The following is an 18,476-nucleotide window of genomic DNA, read 5'->3' as shown; positions in this document are numbered from 1 at the left end:
TTAATAAAACAGTTTGGTTTTCCAAACTGTTTTATTATCTAATTAAGCTAAAATGCCCACGATAGGTTATAATACTTCCTGTAGTTTCTATTAATTCTGCTACAAACCAATAATCAGAATCCGGAAGTTGTTGACCATTTAAGGTACCATCCCAAGCACCACTTTTTGCATTTAATTGCTTTACTAACTTCCCGTATCTATTATATACACTAACTTTAGAAGCGTTAGTAAAATCTGTTCCTAAGCCTCTAATTTGCCATGTATCATTAGTTCCGTCATTATTTGGTGTGAAAAATTTAGGGAATCCAAGAATAAAAATTTCTAATGGTGCTATACCACAACCTTTTTTATCTCTAACATAAATGGTGTGTTCTCCTGCTCCTACTCTATCAAAATAAGGTTGATCTCTATAAGGTCCATCAATATCATCTAAGGCAAATTCATAATCTCCAATACCCAAATTATTGCCATCATTATTGATAGTTATGCTATTATTATCTGAAAGTTCTACAATAGTAATATCATCTATATCAATTTCAGCAATTGCTGATTCAACCACTGTAAATATAACAGGGAAAGATTCGCAATTAAAATCTGAAGTTGCAATAACTGTATATTCACCTCCAGAAATAACTTCAGCAAAAGATGAATTACTCACAACATTTCCTTCACTATCTCTCCATTCATAAGCATAATTCCCCTTTGGGTTAAACGTGGTTAATGTAATTGGTTCTCCATCTAAACAATAAATAGCAGAATTATCTACTTCAAATTCTGGTCTAGGGTGCACTGTCAAAACCAAATGTGGTCCAATTCCAAAACATTCTCCATTATCATCACTCTCTACACGAACAAATATAGTTTGTGAAAAAGGCTCTGTGCTTTCATAACTATCTTGCTCTGTAATTTCATTTTGCTCTAGCTGAGCATCATTTAAAGTTTCATAATAGTGAACACTTAAATTTTGTCCTAAAGGAAATTGAGCTATAAATGCATCTGAAGCCTGAGATAAATCAAAAACATGTAACCCATCAATCTCATCATCGTCATCACAGGTTGTTAGCTCTTGAAAATAATCGTCATCAAATGAAGTAGTTGAGACTTGTAAATTTATTGTGGATACACGATAACACCCATTGGCATTTTCAACACGTGCATAAACCGTATTTGCATCTTGATTATTAAAAATTGTATCAATTTCTCCAACTCCATTAGCATTTTCAGCATCGCTTGATGATAAATAGTAACTATATGTTAAACCAGAAACATCGCTAGAAATAACACTATTTGCTTCAGCAAGATTAAAATCGGTAAAACCATCTGCAATACCATCTTCATCACAATTTTTGAATATAATTGAATCCTGTATTTCTGGTAATTCATTCACAGTAATAGTAAATGAAGCATCTGTATAACATGAATTATCAAGGTTATTTTCAATTCTTACATAAATTGTTTGACCATTTTGAATGGTGTTTACAAATGTGGTTTCTGGTGTAGAAATTGGAATGGAATATGCAGCATCTGTGAAATAATAAAATGAGAAATCTGCGGCATTTTTTCCGTTCAATAAAATAGCTTCGTTAGTTGTTAAATTAAAAGTTGAATATCCATTTGTATCATCTCCATCTAACATAGTATCACATTCTGATAACTCTGATATTGTAGAAGCATCTGGTAATACTACTGTTTCATAAACAATAACATCAATTGGTAATCTATTTAAACTCTCACAACTATTTATAGTTTGACTTGCATAATATGTTGTGTTGGAAACAAGTAAATTTGATGTGTCAAGAGGAGTCCCTCCTGTATCAGAGGCGTACCATAAAATTTCATTTCCTGTAACTATTAAATCTGAAATAGTAGTTTGTTCTATATCACAAAAACTTTGGTTTGAATTGGTTGTTGTGGGTAATGGTGTACTTTGTACAGTTAATGTAACTGCTGTTCTGCTACTTGTTGTACACCCGTTTACAGTTGCATCTACATAATAAGTTGTTGTTGTACTTACCACAGGTGTTGTAAATGATGTACCACTGAATAAAGAAGTTCCTCCAGATGGTATATCATACCAATTAATAGTTCCTGCCGATGCTGTTGCAGATAAATTACCTGAGCCAGATTCACATACTAAATCTCCTGTTACAGAATCTATTGTAGGTAATGGTGTAACAATAACCGTAACTGGAATTCTTTGTCCCTCTAAACACCCGTTTATTGAAGCTAATGCGTAATAGGTAGTATTTGTATTTATAACAGGTGTTGTATATGTTTGACCAACACCTATTTGACTTCCTCCAGTCGATTCATCAAACCACAAAACGTCTCCTAAAGAAGCTGTAGCTTCTATAGTTACACTACCACTCTCACAGATGCTTGCCGTATTTGTATTTACAATAAATGGAGTATAAATACTAGAGCTAGCAGAAATATTTAAAGTTGGATCTCCCGGTGAACCACCATACTCAACAATATATCCTTTGGGTTGATAATCGCCTGTTGGATTACCAACATTACTTAAATCATTCCATGAACCAGGAATTCCAACACCTGGAGCTGTAACATGAGTGTAATCTTCATCACCTGCTTGATTAGGTTCATTTGTATTCCAAAAAGCAAAATTAGGCGAGCTACCTGTAAAATTTCCATTCCAAAAAACGATTCCAGCCTCTGGACCTGTAACCCATTTCCAAACCCCTTCTGTTTCTGCATCACTTCCACCTATCCAACCGGCACCTGCTGCTTGTTCTCCAGATAATTGAGCTTCTTCAGCAGAAGTTATAGTAGCTAAATATCCTTTTAAACCAAAATATGTTCTAGCCTCAGCAGCTGCTCTTGCTGATGTCCAAGTTATTCCAATATCTGAAACATATTCATAATAATGACCTGTTGAAGGTAAATAATTAGCATCACCAATAGTAATTGAAAACACTTTATTAGATGGACTATCACTAGTACTTTGAAAAACCACATCCATAGTTGCAGCTATTAAATCCACATAACTAACTGGTGCAGATGCTACACCAGAAAGTGTTAGTTTACCCTCTGTAGCATTCCAAGATGTTATAACGTTTGGGTGAGATTCTAGAAGAATTAAAGAATCTTCACCTTGTTCATATCCTGTAGAAATTTGTATATATAGTGCTTCTATTTCTGTATCATCAGGATCAACAATATCAAAATCGGTAACAATATTAATTTGACTATTCGGACAATAAGGTTGATTACCCGATGCTGTTAATGTTGGTGCTTCATTTTGAGAAAAACAGCTATAGCTAGCTAAAATGAAAAAAACAATACAATAAATTACGTTATTTATAATTTTGAACATTAAAAAACCCTAATTTTTATATAAATAAAATGAATATTTTTTATTTACTCTGAAGTTTAAGACAAAAAACATTATATCACGGTTAAAGGTTTTTAACTTCCTATTTGGGCAAACGTTTAGCTTCTTCCCAAAACACATCCATTTCTGCTAAAGTCATTTCTTTTAAAGGTTTATTTAGGCTTTTGGCTTTACTTTCTATATATTGAAACCTTTTAGAGAATTTCTTATTAGTTCGTTCAAGAGCATTTTCAGGATTTATATTTAAAAATCTAGCGTAATTAACCATAGAAAACATAACATCTCCAAACTCGCTCTCTATAGTATCTTGATTTCCTTTTTCTACTTCTGTTTTAAATTCATTTAACTCTTCCTCTACCTTTTCCCAAACTTGATTAGGCTCTTCCCAATCAAAGCCTACACCAGCAACTTTTTCCTGTATTCTATTTGCTTTTACTAATGCAGGCAAACTTTTTGGTACACCTTCTAAAACACTTGTTTTGCCTTCTTTAAGTTTTAAATTTTCCCAATTACGTTTTACATCTTCTTCATTTTCAACTTTAACATCTCCATAAATATGAGGGTGTCTATTTATTAATTTTTCACAAATACTATTACAAACATCAGCTATATCAAAATCATTAGTTTCGCTTCCTATTTTTGAATAAAAAACAATGTGTAATAAAACATCTCCTAATTCCTTTTTAACTTCATCTAAATCGTTATCTAAAATAGCATCACCTAACTCATAAGTTTCTTCTATAGTAAGATGCCGTAAGGTTTCCATAGTTTGTTTCTTATCCCACGGACACTGTTCACGTAACTCATCCATTATTGTTAATAATCTATCGAAAGCTTTTAGTTGTTCTTGTCTGGTGTTCATTTAATTCATTTACATGATTGAGTTTATAAAGATACTTTTTTAAGTGAATTACCAGAAACAGATAATGATTTAAATTATTAACCTTAGACTAATAAAGTTTTAAACTATACAATGCTATAACTTTACAATTAACACAATATCTTTTGGAGTTATATATATGTCTTTAAACACTTTAGAAAAGAGTGTTGGCTTCATTTTCTTAAATGTCTGGCATTAAAATTGTTTGTAACAAATTAGCTATTAACACTACTAATCAAGTAGACAAGTTAAATTTAAAAACAAAAGATATGATTATTAATAAAGGAGCATTAATTTTAGGTACATTAATTGGCACTGGTATAGGTGTATTTTTGGCATCAGAAAAAGGAAAAACTACCAGAGATAAACTCAAAAAAGAAGGTTTAAAAATAAAAGACCAAATAACTCAAGATTATACAGAAGTAAAAGAAGATGTTACAAAGGCTGCTCAATCTGGAAAAGCTAAATTTAAAGAAGATTTAAAGAGTTTTACATCAAAATCCAGTTTTAAAACCGAACAAGCAATTACATTTCTAGAAAAACAATTGGCTATTTTAAAAGAGAAGAATAAAAATTTTCAGCAAACAAGCTAAAAGTTATAATATAAAAAGACCTGTTAAGTTTAAAAAACTAACAGGTCTAAATATTTTCAAATGATTGTATTTTAAACTATTTATTCTGCTTTTTAATTAAATTTAAAGCCGAACCTTCTTTATACCATTCAATTTGTGCATCGTTATATGTATGATTCAATTCAATAACATCTTTAGAACCATCTGCATGAACCACTTCTAAATTTAATGGCTTGTTAGGTGCAAACTCATTTAAATCTATGAAGTTAAAAGTATCATCTTCTTGAATTAAATCGTAATCAGCTTCATTAGCAAAAGTTAAACCTAACATACCTTGTTTTTTAAGGTTTGTTTCGTGAATACGCGCAAACGATTTTACAATTACAGCAGCTACACCAAGATGTCTTGGTTGCATTGCAGCATGCTCTCTTGAGGACCCTTCACCATAGTTATGATCACCAATAACAATAGTCTTTATTCCTGCCTTCTTGTATTGACGTTGTACATCTGGTACTCCACCGTAATCACCTGTTAACTGGTTCTTTACAAAATTTGTTTTTTGGTTGAATGCATTTACGGCACCGATTAACGTGTTGTTCGCTATATTATCTAAATGCCCTCTAAAACGTAACCAAGGTCCAGCCATAGAAATATGGTCTGTAGTACATTTTCCAAAAGCTTTTATCAATAATTTTGCTCCAGTAATTGAATCACCGATAGGCTCAAAAGGTGTTAAAAGTTGTAAACGCTCAGAATCGTCTTTAACTGTTACTTGTACGTGGCTACCATCAGCTTCAGGCGCTAAGTAACCATTATCATCTACAGCAAAACCTTTTGGAGGTAACTCCCATCCTGTTGGCTCATTAAACATTACTTCCACACCGTTTTCATTTATTAACTTATCTGTTAACGGATTGAAATCTAAACGACCCGCAACAGCGATTGCAGCTGTTAGTTCTGGTGATGCTACAAATGCGTGCGTATTTGGATTACCATCAGCACGTTTCGCAAAGTTCCTATTAAAGGAATGTACAATACTGTTTTTTGGTGCGTTTTTAGGATCGCTGTATCTTGCCCATTGCCCAATACAAGGACCACAAGCATTAGTGAATATTTTAGCATTTAATTTTTCAAAAATACCAAGAATACCATCACGTTCAGCAGTAAAACGTACTTGCTCAGAACCAGGATTTATTCCTAATTCAGCTTTCATTTTTAATCCTTTATCTAAAGCTTGTTGAGCTATAGAAGAAGCTCGAGATAAATCTTCGTAGGATGAGTTAGTACAAGAACCTATTAATCCCCATTCTACTTTTATTGGCCAATCATTAGCTTTTGCTTTTTCAGTCATAGCAGAACCTACTTCAGTAGATAAATCTGGAGTAAATGGTCCATTTAAAAGTGGGCCTAATTCAGATAAATTGATATCTATAACTTGATCAAAAAATTGTTCTGGGTTTGCATAAACCTCAGCATCTGCAGTTAAATGTTCTTTAACTTTATTTGCAGCATCAGCAACATCTGCTCTATCTGTAGCTCGTAAATAACGCTCCATAGAATCATCATAACCAAATGTAGACGTAGTAGCACCAATTTCGGCACCCATATTACAAATAGTTCCTTTTCCTGTACAAGACATAGCTGTTGCTCCAGGTCCAAAATATTCAACTATAGCACCAGTTCCTCCTTTTACAGTAAGAATTTCAGCTACTTTTAAAATAACATCTTTTGGCGCTGTCCATCCAGATAATTTTCCAGTTAATCTAACACCAATTAGTTTTGGAAATTTAAGTTCCCAAGCCATACCTGCCATAACATCAACAGCATCTGCACCACCAACACCAATGGCAACCATACCTAAACCTCCTGCGTTTACTGTATGCGAATCTGTACCAATCATCATTCCACCAGGAAATGCATAATTCTCTAAAACTACTTGATGGATAATACCTGCTCCTGGTTTCCAGAAACCAATTCCATATTTGTTTGAAACTGATTCTAAGAAATTAAAAACTTCGCTACTTACAGTATTAGCATGTTTTAAATCGGTTGCTGCTCCTTCTTTTGCTTGGATTAGGTGATCGCAATGCACAGTTGTTGGTACAGCTACTTTACTTTTTCCGGCTTGCATAAACTGCAATAATGCCATTTGAGCAGTTGCATCTTGACATGCAATTCTATCTGGGGCAAAATCTACATAATCTTTCCCTCTGGTAAAAGCTTTAGTGGGATTTCCATCCCAAAGATGAGAATATAAAATCTTTTCTGAAAGCGTTAATGGTTTACCTACTATCTCACGTGCTTTATCAACACGCTCAGCCATTTTGGTGTAAACACCTTTAATCATGTCTATGTCAAATGCCATAAAAAATATTTTAGTTTTGGTTTTTTTAAAAGTATCGCAAAATACAAAATTAATACAAAGTTCTAAAAATAAACCTTGCAATACTTTGCTCTGCAATATTAAATTATTATAGTGATATTATAATTTAGTATGATTCCTTTTATTATAATATTTTTAAAGTAAAAATGAAGATTTATTAGCTGCAAATCTAAAAAGTGATTAAAACAAACTTTTAATAACTTGTACTTCTGAAATACCTTCTGCTTCTGCTTTGTAGTTTTTAATGATTCTATGTCTTAAAATACCATAAGCAACAGCTTGAACATCTTCTATATCTGGAGAAAATTTACCATGTATAGCAGCATGTGTTTTTGCAGCTAAAATTAAGTTTTGTGAGGCTCTTGGTCCTGCACCCCAATCAATATATGTTTTAACCAAATCTGGTGCCGTTTCTGAATCTGGTCTTGTTTTGCCAACTATTGAAACTGCATACTCTATCACATTATCTGCAACTGGAATTCGGCGGATTAAATGTTGAATATCTATAATTTGTTGAGCAGAAAATAATGGATTTACTTTAGTTTGTGTATCTGTAGTTGTGGTTTTTACAACTTGCACTTCTTCCTTAAAAGAAGGATAAGTTAAATTAATAGCAAACATAAAACGGTCTAATTGGGCTTCTGGCAAAGGATATGTACCTTCTTGTTCAATAGGGTTTTGAGTTGCTAAAACAAAATACGGTAAACTTAATTTATAATGATGACCAGCAACTGTAACAGCACGTTCCTGCATAGCTTCTAGTAAAGCTGCTTGTGTTTTAGGTGGTGTTCTGTTAATCTCGTCTGCTAAAATAATATTAGCAAAAATGGGACCTTTAATAAATTTAAAATGACGGTCTTCATCTAAAATTTCACTTCCTAAAATATCACTAGGCATTAAATCTGGAGTGAATTGTATACGTTTAAAATCTAGACCTAAAGCTTGAGCAATAGTATTAACCATTAAGGTTTTTGCTAAACCAGGAACTCCTACAAGTAATGAGTGTCCTCCAGAAAAAATAGAAATTAATATTTGTGTTACAACTTCATCTTGACCAACAATAACCTTAGCTATTTCGGATTTTAAATCTTTAAATTGTTTTACAAATTTTTCAATGGCAACTACATCAGACATAGGATTACTTTTTTAACCAATTTCCAGAAAATTCACAATCTCTGTATTCTCCACTAATTTTAATATAAGTATCGAGTATTTTCTCTTCTTGCCACTTTTCTATTTCTCTAATTTTCTTTTCTTCCTCAGCCAATTGTTTGATTTTTAAATAATCGCGAGCGTAATCTGCTTCATGTTCATCAATTCTATCGGTAACCATTAAAATTTTAAATTTTGTAGTACCTACTCTATCTTGTTCACTTAAAACTAAACTTACCTCGCCATCTTTTAAATCTTGAATTTGTGCATACAACTCAGGATCCATTCTTGTTAGTTCAAAATTATAATCTTGTGTAGTTGGGTTGATTAATTGCCCTCCATCGTTTTTAGTTTCTTTTTCATCACTAGCTTCTTTTGCAGCATCAGCAAAAGATATATCACCATCTAGAATACGTTGTCTTACTTTTTCTAAACGTTCTTTAGCTTCATTGATAGCTTCTGAGGTTACTTTTGGACGCAGTAATATATGAGCAACATCGTATTCTTGCCCTCTTATTTTTTCCAATGTAATGATATGATAACCAAAATCTGTTTCAAAAGGCTCAGAAACTTCTCCTTCTTGCAAAGCAAAAGCTACTTGTCTAAACTCTTTAACCATACGTGGTTGTTTTTTGTTTAAGGTATATTTTCCACCTTTACTTGCAGAACCTGGATCATCAGAATACAGAATAGCTTTTGAACGAAAACTAGCGCCATTTTCTATGATATCAGCTTTAAATTGTTTTAAACGATCTATAACTCTTTGTTTTTCTTCTTCAGATATTTTTGGCTCTGCAACAATTTGAGCTACTTTAAGTTCTGTACCAAAAGTTGGTCTTTCATCTTTAGGTATTTTATTGAAAAATGTTCTAACTTCCTCTGGAGTTATTTCAACTTCTTCAACAATTTTTGCTTGCATTCTTTGTGCTAAAGTATTTGACTTGTTAATTTCAAACATTTCATCTCTAAAGCTTTTTTCGTCTTCTTTTTTGTAAAATTCTAAAAGACGATCCATAGAACCATTCGTTTGTTGTAAAAACTGTTCTATTTGATAATCAACTTGTCTTCTTATTTCTGCATCAGACACTTCAATACTATCTTGAACAGCATGGTGAGCATATAATTTATCTTCTAATAATTTACCAAATAGCTCGCATTTTCCAATATCTGAAGTATTAACACCTTGGGCTTGTAATTGTAAATAGGCTTTATCTACATCTGATTCTAGAATAATGTAATCACCAACTACAGCCGACACACCATCAACTTTTCTGGCATTTTTGGTATCTACCGAATCTGTTTTTTTAACTGCTTTTTCTTTTACTTCATCTTCAATTATTTCCTGCGCAGACATAACATTTATAGTTAGTAATGTTATGAATAAAATTGGTAAGTGTTTCAAATTAATTATAAATTTCAAATTGTTTATTTTTAATAGCATCTTTTGTTATATCTTTTTCTAGCTCTCTAATAAGCTCTAGTTTTCTTTTATTAATGACTATCTGATCTATGGTTGGTTTAACATACTCCATAGGTGCTGTATCGTTTCTCAACAACACATCATTAATTTGCATCAAATATACTCCTAATGAGTCTTTGAGTTGTACAAAATTAGATTTTTTTAACAGTTGATTTTTGTTTTCTGGTGTAACGGCTGGAATTTTGTCTATTACCTGACTTAATTTTATCCAGATAGAATCATTAAATGAGTAAGATTTAAATTGAATAGATATGGAGTCTAATATTTGTTTATCTTCTTCATTATAACGTTCAAACTTTTTCTTTATATCATTGTAATCAATAATATTTTCATCAACATGTATGTAACGAAACTTAAGCAGTTCTTCATTTAATTTAAAAACCTCTTTATTGTTTTCATAATAACCTTTAGCTTCTTCGGTATTAACCAACGTGTCAATATTACGTTTTACTAAGGCTTCAATGTAAGCTTTAGTATATAAATCGTTTTTATATTGTTCTACCAACTTATTGAATGCCGCTTGTTTTTCTTCGTTTAAATTTAGCATAGCGCCATCTACAAAAAGCTGTTGTGTAGCCCAACGGTTAATAAAATTTTGAACCACAAGCGTACTATCTTCTTTTGATGTGCCTTCTGGAACTAACTCTTTAATATCGTCGAAATACAAATACGATTCGTTAACTCTCGCAACTGGTTTACTTTCATTTGATTTTTTTATAAAATCACATGATATTACAGAAAGTATAATTATAAACAGAATAGGTTTTATGCGCACTTATTGATTATTAATTTGAGTTTTAATGTTTTTTAAAGCTTCTTGATTAACCTCTACTTTATATTTTTTGCTTAATTCATCAATCCAATTACTCTCTTTAAAGTTTTGGTAATCACTTATAACAGCTCCTTTAGATTCTTCAAATGTTTTTAGAGATTCTGGCAATATTTCTTTTACCTGAACGATTACGAAAGTATTATTATGGTTATATGTTTTTGAAATACCTTTTTTCAATTTTAAATCTTTAGGAATAGCCTGATGATTTACCTCTAAAATACCAGAGGTAAAAATTACTTCTATTTTATCGTTGCTATTAACAAGCTCTTTTATTCTATCTAAAGGCATTCCTTGCTCCAATAATTTTGAAACCTTTTTAAGTGTTTTTTGTTTTGCTGAAGATGCTACAACTGCATCAATGCGTTTAGGAAACACATATTTGTTTTTATTATTGTTATAGTAATTAGCAATACCTGTAGAATCTGTTTTAGCTGCATTCCAGATTGTAGTTTCCATAAGTTCAAATAACAACAAACCATCTCTGTACTCATCGACTATAAAAGCAAATTCTTGATTCTCGTTTTCAAGATTATTTTCATGATACTTAATTAAATTTTCACTTAAAAACGACTCGTATTTATTTGAAATTATTGATTTATATGTACCTCTTTGTGTTGGTGTACGCTGACTTTTTAATAAGTAATCTCCAAAATTTTTATAAGAGAATTGCTTTTCTCCTATTTTTAACAAAGGGTTTTCTGCATTAAAATCATTAGGAAGCTCCCATGTTCTTTTAAAATAGTCGTCGTTAAAAATAGATTCAAAATAGGATAAAGCAGGTTGCTCATCGCTAATTTGGTAATGCTTTTTAAGCTTATTAACCAAAGCTTTATCTATAAGTTTAGATCTATCATCGCGCTTAACTTTCTCTACAAGCTCTGGCTTAATGCTTTCAAAATCTGGTATTAGTTTTTTCTTGAATAACTTAATAATGTGCCACCCATAATTAGTTTTAAAAGGCTCTGAAATATCACCAATTTCTTGTAAACCAAAAGCAACATCTTCAAACTTTTGCACACTTAATTGCCCTCCTGAAAATGGAGATAACATACCACCTTTTGAAGCTGAAGTTTTATCATCTGAAAACTGTTTTGCTAAAGACTCAAAATCTTCACCTTGATTTAACTTCTTGTATATGTCTTGAATTCTATTTTCTGCTTTTTCAGTTGAAGCTTCTCCTTCTTTTTCAACTACCATAATATGAGCAACAGTTCGCTCTCCTCTAGATTTTCGCTTATCTATAACATTAACTATATGATAGCCAAAACGGGTTCTAAAAGATTGAGAAATATCGCCTACATTTGTATTAAAAGCAGCAGTTTCAAAATTGTATACCATTTTAAAACCAGAAAAATATCCTAGTTTTTCTCCATAAATGGTTTGTCCGTTATGCACCTCTTCCCTAACTTTTTCAAAGCCTTCATTTATTGCACGCTCTCTTAATTTAATAATATTATTGTAGGCAACTAAAGTATCTTGCGGGCTTGCATTTTCTGGTAACTTTACTAAAATATGGTTTGCATTAACATCGTAAGAAATACGCTCATAAGCTTCTTTAACTAAAGCATCAGTAACTTTACTGTCTTTCATAAAACTTTTAGCAAGCTGTTTTTTGTAGTTTGATAACTCTCTAAGATAAGTAGGTTTTTTATCTAACCCCAATGCTCTTGCTTCTTTTAACTTAAGCTTATAGTTAGTAAATAGCTTTAAATATTCATCAACATCTTTTTGAGATTCATCTTGAACTAAATCTAAATTTTTATTGTAAACTCTTAAAAATTCCGAAGTAAAAACAGGCTCTCCTGCTACAGTAAAAAATACTTCTTCTTTAGAATTTGATTGTGCATTTACACTAAAAAATAATACAGTTAAGAATACAGTAAATAAATATCTTAATGGCATAGAGGAAAATTATTAAACGGTTACAAAAATACTAATATAAACCTATAATACAAGTTGTTTAACAAACGATTAATGAAAGTAATTATTATATAATTTATGATTACTTTTGAGCATTAAATTAAGCGATTTTTTATTCTATTAGCTAATGCGAAAATTAAAACTAATTTGGGATTTTCGTGGTCCTAATGCAAACAAAACTGCACAGCATCATGAAATTCATTTAAAAGAATATATTAAGTTAGAAAATCTAGATGTTTCTATTACAGGAACTGAAACTTTAAACGATATGCATACCATTGCTTTTATGGTAGTTAACGAGAATGAAATGAAACCTATAAGAGATGCTTTAAAGCCTCACCGCGGACAAGTATACACCGAATAAAAAGTGTAAAATAAAATTTAATCTTTAAGGGAAATATATTGTATAGTTGAAAAGAAACTAAACTATTCTTCCTTTAATATTTTGAGTTGTTATTAACTTACCTCAACGGTTTTTTCTTGCTTTTGAAACACATAGGTTAAAAACCACATAATTGTAAATGTTGGTATAATATCAAATCCTGGAATGATCTCTTCTATAAAAGAAACTATACCTGCTATTTTACCTCTTGTCCCTTTATACATTTTACTCATTAAATATCCTGATGCCGGCGCCCAAATAATATCAAATATTGTAAGCATACCAATAGCATCAAAAATAATACTTAGGATGAGTTTTTTATTTTTACTTAAATTTTCTAATTTCATAGTTGTGTATTTTTAATAGTGGTATTACAATAAACATACCAAATTTTATTAAAAACTACTTCCCAATCAGTTTTAAAAATTCATTTCTGGTTTCAATTTTTTCAAACTGTCCTCTAAAGCCTGAAGTTGTAGTTATAGAATTTTGTTTTTGCACACCACGCATCATCATACACATATGTGAAGCTTCAATAACTACAGCAACACCTTGTGGTTTTAAAGTATCATTTATACAATCTAAAATCTGTTTGGTTAAGCGCTCTTGCACTTGTAATCGTCTTGCAAAAACATCTACAATTCGTGGCAATTTACTCAACCCAACAATTTGTCCGTCAGGAATATAAGCTATATGCGCTTTTCCAAAAAAAGGCAAAATATGGTGCTCACAAAGTGAGTATAATTCAATATCTTTTACAATAACCATTTCGTTGTAAGACTCTTTAAACATAGCGCTTTTAAGAATTTCAACTGGATCTTGATGATACCCTTGCGTTAAAAATTGCATTGCTTTTGCTGCGCGCTCTGGAGTTTTTAAAAGCCCATCTCTTTTAGTGTCTTCCCCTAAATCCTTTATAATATTCTCATATCGAGTCTTAACATCATCGGTTACTTGCATGTTATACTCTTCAAAACTTTTATATGGCATAATAAATTTTTAACAGTTTAAAAATAAGGATAATTAGTTTATAAATGAAAACATATCAAGAATCTTAAATATTAACAATCTTCTGTTTCTTTTAACGTTTATTTATGAAAACAACCCTTAGTCAAGTTTAAATTTGTAATACCAACTGTAACAAATTTTATTGTTTGTTGTCTTTTAAAAACCAACTCATCAATCAAATCAATGAAGTACTTATTTTTATTTTCAACCCTCTTTCTTTTTCTAACACATTTAGAAGCCCAAAATAAAAAGACCTACCAAATTACAAGAACGGATAAGCCTCCCACAATTGATGGTGTTTTAAATGAAACCATGTGGCAAAATTTACAAGTCGCCACAGACTTTATACAATTTAGACCAGATGTTGGGAATACACTTCCTAAAGAAAAAAGAACGGAAGTTAAAATGAGTTATGATGATAATGCTATTTACATTGCTGCTTATTTATATGATATACCAACAGATATCATGCGTCAATTTACACAACGTGATAACTTTGGGCAATCAGATTTTTTTGGAATTATATTCAACCCCAACAACGATGCTCAAAATAATACAGAGTTTTTTGTTTTCAGTTCTGGTACACAAGCAGATGCTGTAGAAAGCCCAAATAACGGTGAAGACTTTGGTTGGAATGCAGTTTGGGATAGCGCTGTTCAAATTGTTGATGATGGTTGGGTAGTTGAAATAAAAATACCTTACAGGGCGCTACGCTTTACACAACAAGAAAACCCAGTTTGGGGCATACAATTTCACAGACATTTTAGACAAACACGAGCGCAATATTCTTGGAACCCGATTGATGTTACCAAAGGAAATTTTGGACTATACAATGCCAATCTTGAAGGTTTAAAGAATATCACACCGCCAACACGATTAAGTTTTTACCCTTATGCTTCTGCATTAGTAAATTCTTTTGAAGGTGAAACTGAAACCGATTTTGCTGCAGGTTTAGATGTTAAATACGGTATTACAGAAAATATAACTTTAGATGCTACATTAATACCAGATTTTAGTCAAGCAGGATTTGATAATATAAGACTAAATCTTGGCCCTTTTGAGCAACAATTTTCAGAACGACGACAGTTTTTTACAGAAGGCTTAGATTTATTTAGCAAAGGAAATCTTTTTTACACAAGACGTATTGGTGGTGGTCCATCTGGAGACCCAGAAATTGATGATGATGAAGAGATTTTAAATTATCCTGAGAAAGTGCAATTACTTAATGCAGTAAAAGTTTCAGGTAGAACTAAAAATGGACTTGGTATTGGTTTTTTTAATGCAATAACAGAAAAAACAAATGTAAATATTGAAAAATCAGAGATTGTAAATGAAAACACTCCCTCTGAAGAAACTATAAAATCTTCACGACAAGAAACCATAGAACCATTGGCTAATTATAATATTATGGTTTTAGACCAGCAGTTTAATAAAAACTCATCGGTAACTCTTATAAATACAAATGTTACTAGAGATGGTGATTTTAGAGATGCAAATGTTACAGGTTTGCTATTAGATTTAGCAAACAAAAAAAACACATATAGTGTTTATGGTGAAGTAAAAATGAGTACGTTTAACGATGTAGAAGATAAAGAGAATGGTTATAGCTCAAGGGTAAGTTTTGGAAAAAATAGCGGTAAATTAAGATTTTGGTTAGGACATAGGTTTGCAGATGAAAATTATGATATTAACGATCTAGGAATACTATTCAGAAATAACTATAGTAATTACAATTTTAATATAAATTATAGAATTTTCGAGCCCACTAAATCATTCAACAATTTATTTGTAGGCACTTGGTTTAATTACAATCAATTGGCAACCCCAAATACTTACACTGGTGCAAATATGGGCGCTAATTTTCGAGCTACCACAAAAAAGCTACACACTTTTGGTATAAACGCCAACTGGAATATTGGTAAACAATATGATTATTTTGAGCCTAGAAATGGTTTTGATAGCTATTTCTTAACTGATAATTATGCACAAACAAACCTTTGGATTTCTTCAAATTACAACAATTTTTTTGCTTTAAATGCTAATATTGGCTATGGTAGGTTTTTTGATGATGTTAGAGATAACTTCAATAATTATTGGTACGGTATAACCCCTCGTTTTAAATTTAACGATAAATTCCTATTAGTTTTAGGGTATTCTTATGATGATTATACTGCAGATAGAGGTTATATTAACGACCAAGCAGTTGAAGATGAAATCATTTTTGGCCAACGCGAACTCATTGAAACTGTTGTAAGCATATCCGGCAGCTATAATTTTAATCCATTTAACGCTCTAACACTTAGTTTTAGAAATTATTTAAGTAGAGTAACTTATGATGACCAAGTGTATAACCTACAAGATGATGGTACACTTTTAGTATCTGATACTAACACAAAATATACTATAGGTAGCGATTCAGATTTTAATCCTGATGCCAATTTTAATACCTGGAATTTAGATTTTAGTTACACTTGGCAATTTGCACCAGGTAGCCAATTAACGGCACTATACCGTAATCAAATATTTAATTTCACAAATGATTCTCAAGAAAGTTATTTTAAAAGTTTAAATAACTTATTCGATCAGGAAAAGCAAAATACTTTTTCATTAAGGCTCGTTTATTTTATTGATTACAACGATTTAAAAAAAGTATTTCGTAACAAAAGTAGTTCATAATTGTGCCGTATGGCTTAAAGTAGTAAATTGCAAAAAACTATGGATGATAAGGTTAAAAAGCTTTGCAGACAGTATTCCTAATATTGGTTATATTCTAATCTCATCTGTTTCTCTAATAATTTTTATGATTTCATTATTACCCAATTTTAATTCTGACATAAAAAATATTGGTAACAATGCTTCTTTAATTTTTCTTTATTCTTCACTAGGTTTAATTATTAAAAACAGTAAATTTGATAAAAGTAAATTTTACAAGTTTTTCTTACTTAGTATTTCATTAATAATAATTAGTGCTTTATTTAAAATTCTACATTTAAGTTATTCTATGGAAATGTTTACCATAGCATTTTCTTTTTCACTTTTATCATACTCAGCCTATTTTTTAAAAAAGAAAAATAAATCAACATTAGATTTTCTAAAATGGATTTACTTTACAAGTTTTATAATTTTAAAATTGATTACTCTAAATCATTATTTATTCTTTGATGAAATTTGGATAATAAATTTTATTTCAACCATATTAGTAGTAATATTGATTTACTTTAAATTTAAAAATTCTAATAATTGGTTAAATCAATAAAATGATTCAAGCAAAAAACATTCACAAATACTACGGTGATTTACAGGTTTTAAAAGGTGTAGACATCAATATAAATAAGAGTGAGATAGTATCTATAGTTGGCGCATCAGGAGCTGGTAAAACTACACTTTTACAAATCTTAGGCACTTTAGATAAAGCAACATCAAATGAAAATTTTGAATTACGTATAAATAATACCAACATTAATACACTTAATGATAAAGCTCTAGCCAAATTTAGAAACGAACATATTGGCTTCATTTTTCAGTTTCATCAATTATTACCAGAATTTACTGCTTTAGAGAATGTATGTTTACCTGCTTTTATTAAAGGCATAAAAAAAACAGATGCCGAGAAACGTGCTAAAGAGCTTTTAGATTTTTTAGGATTAACAGATAGATACAATCATAAACCAAGTGAACTCTCTGGTGGTGAACAACAACGCGTTGCTGTTGCCAGAGCCCTTATAAATAATCCAGATTTAATTTTCGCTGATGAACCTTCGGGAAATTTAGATAGCGAATCTGCTGAAAACTTACATAACCTCTTCTTCAAATTGCGTGATGAGTTTGGACAAACTTTTGTAATTGTAACACATAATGAAGAATTAGCTAATATGGCCGACAGAAAGCTTACTATGATTGATGGAAACATAGTTAATTAATATTTTCTCAACACAAACCGTTAATCTTTTCAAGAAGTTTTTATACATCTAATAAAGAGGATATTACTTTTTTTTGTAAATTAGGAATATGAATGCCAACTACTAAACACCCTAATTATGAAATTATTATCTACCACTCTTCTAGTCGCTGTATTATTAATATCATGTAAAAATGATAAAACGCTTGATAACCAAAATGCTGTTGAAAACAACAAAAAACATTCTCTTGTTGGCGTATGGCAAATGGTAGGATACTATAATTATAATGACAATAAGGTAACCGATTCGTTTATGAGTAGCGATACTTATAAACAATTTAAAATTTATACACCTACAAAGGTTATGTGGAGCAGGTTAAACAAACAAGATTCTACAGATTGGTTTGGGTTTGGAGACTATAAAATAACAGATAGCACACTAACTGAAACTTTGGTTTATGGTTCAAATTCTATGAAAGAAGCTATTGATAGAAATAATGAATTTCGATTTGAACTTATTTTAAACGAAAATACTTTTAACCAAATTGAACTTGATGAAAGTGGAGATAGAATTCTGGCAGAAAATTACATTAGAATAGAATAAGTTCTTCATTAGT

14 protein-coding genes are annotated in these 18,476 nt (G+C 31.0%); 5 read left to right on the top strand and 9 right to left on the bottom strand.

The window, feature by feature from the left end; genetic code table 11:
- Positions 1–34 precede the first annotated feature (34 nt).
- Both MBM09_RS06660 and mazG read right to left on the bottom strand, forming a co-directional pair.
- A complete protein-coding gene (locus tag MBM09_RS06660; protein ID WP_238676069.1) occupies positions 35–3,334 on the bottom strand; it encodes a T9SS type B sorting domain-containing protein in 3,300 nt (1,099 codons plus the stop codon).
- A 100-nt stretch (positions 3,335–3,434) separates the two neighbouring features.
- Positions 3,435–4,214 carry a nucleoside triphosphate pyrophosphohydrolase gene (gene mazG, locus MBM09_RS06655; protein ID WP_238676068.1) on the bottom strand — a complete coding sequence of 260 codons (780 nt, stop codon included), beginning with the start codon at positions 4,212–4,214 and terminating at the stop codon, positions 3,435–3,437.
- A 203-nt stretch (positions 4,215–4,417) separates the two neighbouring features.
- On the opposite strand from mazG, the gene MBM09_RS06650 reads away from it, so the two are divergent.
- A complete protein-coding gene (locus tag MBM09_RS06650) occupies positions 4,418–4,825 on the top strand; it encodes a YtxH domain-containing protein (protein ID WP_238676067.1) in 408 nt (135 codons plus the stop codon).
- 76 nt (positions 4,826–4,901) lie between these two features.
- On the opposite strand, the gene MBM09_RS06645 is transcribed toward MBM09_RS06650, so the two are convergent.
- The 5 genes from MBM09_RS06645 to MBM09_RS06625 form a co-directional block, all read right to left on the bottom strand.
- Positions 4,902–7,169 carry an aconitate hydratase gene (locus tag MBM09_RS06645; protein WP_238676066.1) on the bottom strand — a complete coding sequence of 756 codons (2,268 nt, stop codon included), beginning with the start codon at positions 7,167–7,169 and terminating at the stop codon, positions 4,902–4,904.
- Positions 7,170–7,367: 198 nt separating this feature from the next.
- On the bottom strand, positions 7,368–8,321 hold the full coding sequence (locus MBM09_RS06640) for a MoxR family ATPase (RefSeq protein ID WP_238676065.1): 954 nt from the start codon (positions 8,319–8,321) through the stop codon (positions 7,368–7,370).
- A gap of 4 nt (positions 8,322–8,325) precedes the next feature.
- Positions 8,326–9,780, bottom strand: a complete 1,455-nt coding sequence (locus tag MBM09_RS06635; RefSeq protein WP_238676064.1) for a peptidylprolyl isomerase — start codon at positions 9,778–9,780, stop codon at positions 8,326–8,328.
- The gene (locus MBM09_RS06630; RefSeq protein ID WP_238676063.1) at positions 9,743–10,594 is read right to left on the bottom strand and encodes a peptidyl-prolyl cis-trans isomerase; all 852 of its coding nucleotides are present in this window, start codon (positions 10,592–10,594) and stop codon (positions 9,743–9,745) included. Before MBM09_RS06630 ends, MBM09_RS06635 begins: the two co-directional genes overlap by 38 nt.
- Entirely contained in the window at positions 10,595–12,553 is a 1,959-nt protein-coding gene (locus tag MBM09_RS06625; RefSeq protein WP_238676062.1) for a peptidylprolyl isomerase, read from the bottom strand.
- Between the two features lie 145 nt (positions 12,554–12,698).
- Here MBM09_RS06625 and MBM09_RS06620 point away from each other — a divergent pair, with 145 nt between their 5' ends.
- Positions 12,699–12,935 carry a hypothetical protein gene (locus tag MBM09_RS06620; RefSeq protein WP_238676061.1) on the top strand — a complete coding sequence of 79 codons (237 nt, stop codon included), beginning with the start codon at positions 12,699–12,701 and terminating at the stop codon, positions 12,933–12,935.
- Positions 12,936–13,027: 92 nt separating this feature from the next.
- Here the strand turns inward: MBM09_RS06620 and MBM09_RS06615 are convergent, their stop codons facing one another.
- The gene (locus MBM09_RS06615; RefSeq protein WP_238676060.1) at positions 13,028–13,300 is read right to left on the bottom strand and encodes a hypothetical protein; all 273 of its coding nucleotides are present in this window, start codon (positions 13,298–13,300) and stop codon (positions 13,028–13,030) included.
- A gap of 55 nt (positions 13,301–13,355) precedes the next feature.
- Positions 13,356–13,943: a GTP cyclohydrolase I FolE gene (gene folE / locus MBM09_RS06610; protein ID WP_238676059.1), complete on the bottom strand. Its 588-nt coding sequence runs from the start codon at positions 13,941–13,943 to the stop codon at positions 13,356–13,358.
- A gap of 201 nt (positions 13,944–14,144) precedes the next feature.
- Between folE and MBM09_RS06605 the strand changes: the two genes are divergently transcribed.
- The 3 genes from MBM09_RS06605 (at position 14,145) to MBM09_RS06595 (ending at position 18,463) form a co-directional block, all read left to right on the top strand.
- Positions 14,145–16,637, top strand: coding sequence for a DUF5916 domain-containing protein (locus tag MBM09_RS06605; protein WP_238676058.1), 2,493 nt, complete (start codon positions 14,145–14,147; stop codon positions 16,635–16,637).
- Between the two features lie 581 nt (positions 16,638–17,218).
- On the top strand, positions 17,219–17,881 hold the full coding sequence (locus tag MBM09_RS06600) for an ABC transporter ATP-binding protein (RefSeq protein ID WP_238676057.1): 663 nt from the start codon (positions 17,219–17,221) through the stop codon (positions 17,879–17,881).
- Positions 17,882–17,998: 117 nt separating this feature from the next.
- Positions 17,999–18,463 carry a hypothetical protein gene (locus MBM09_RS06595; RefSeq protein WP_238676056.1) on the top strand — a complete coding sequence of 155 codons (465 nt, stop codon included), beginning with the start codon at positions 17,999–18,001 and terminating at the stop codon, positions 18,461–18,463.
- Positions 18,464–18,476 lie beyond the last annotated feature (13 nt).

Source organism: Flaviramulus sp. BrNp1-15, assembly GCF_022259695.1.
Lineage (GTDB): Bacteria > Bacteroidota > Bacteroidia > Flavobacteriales > Flavobacteriaceae > BrNp1-15.
This window is presented reverse-complemented; position numbering and strand designations above follow the sequence as displayed.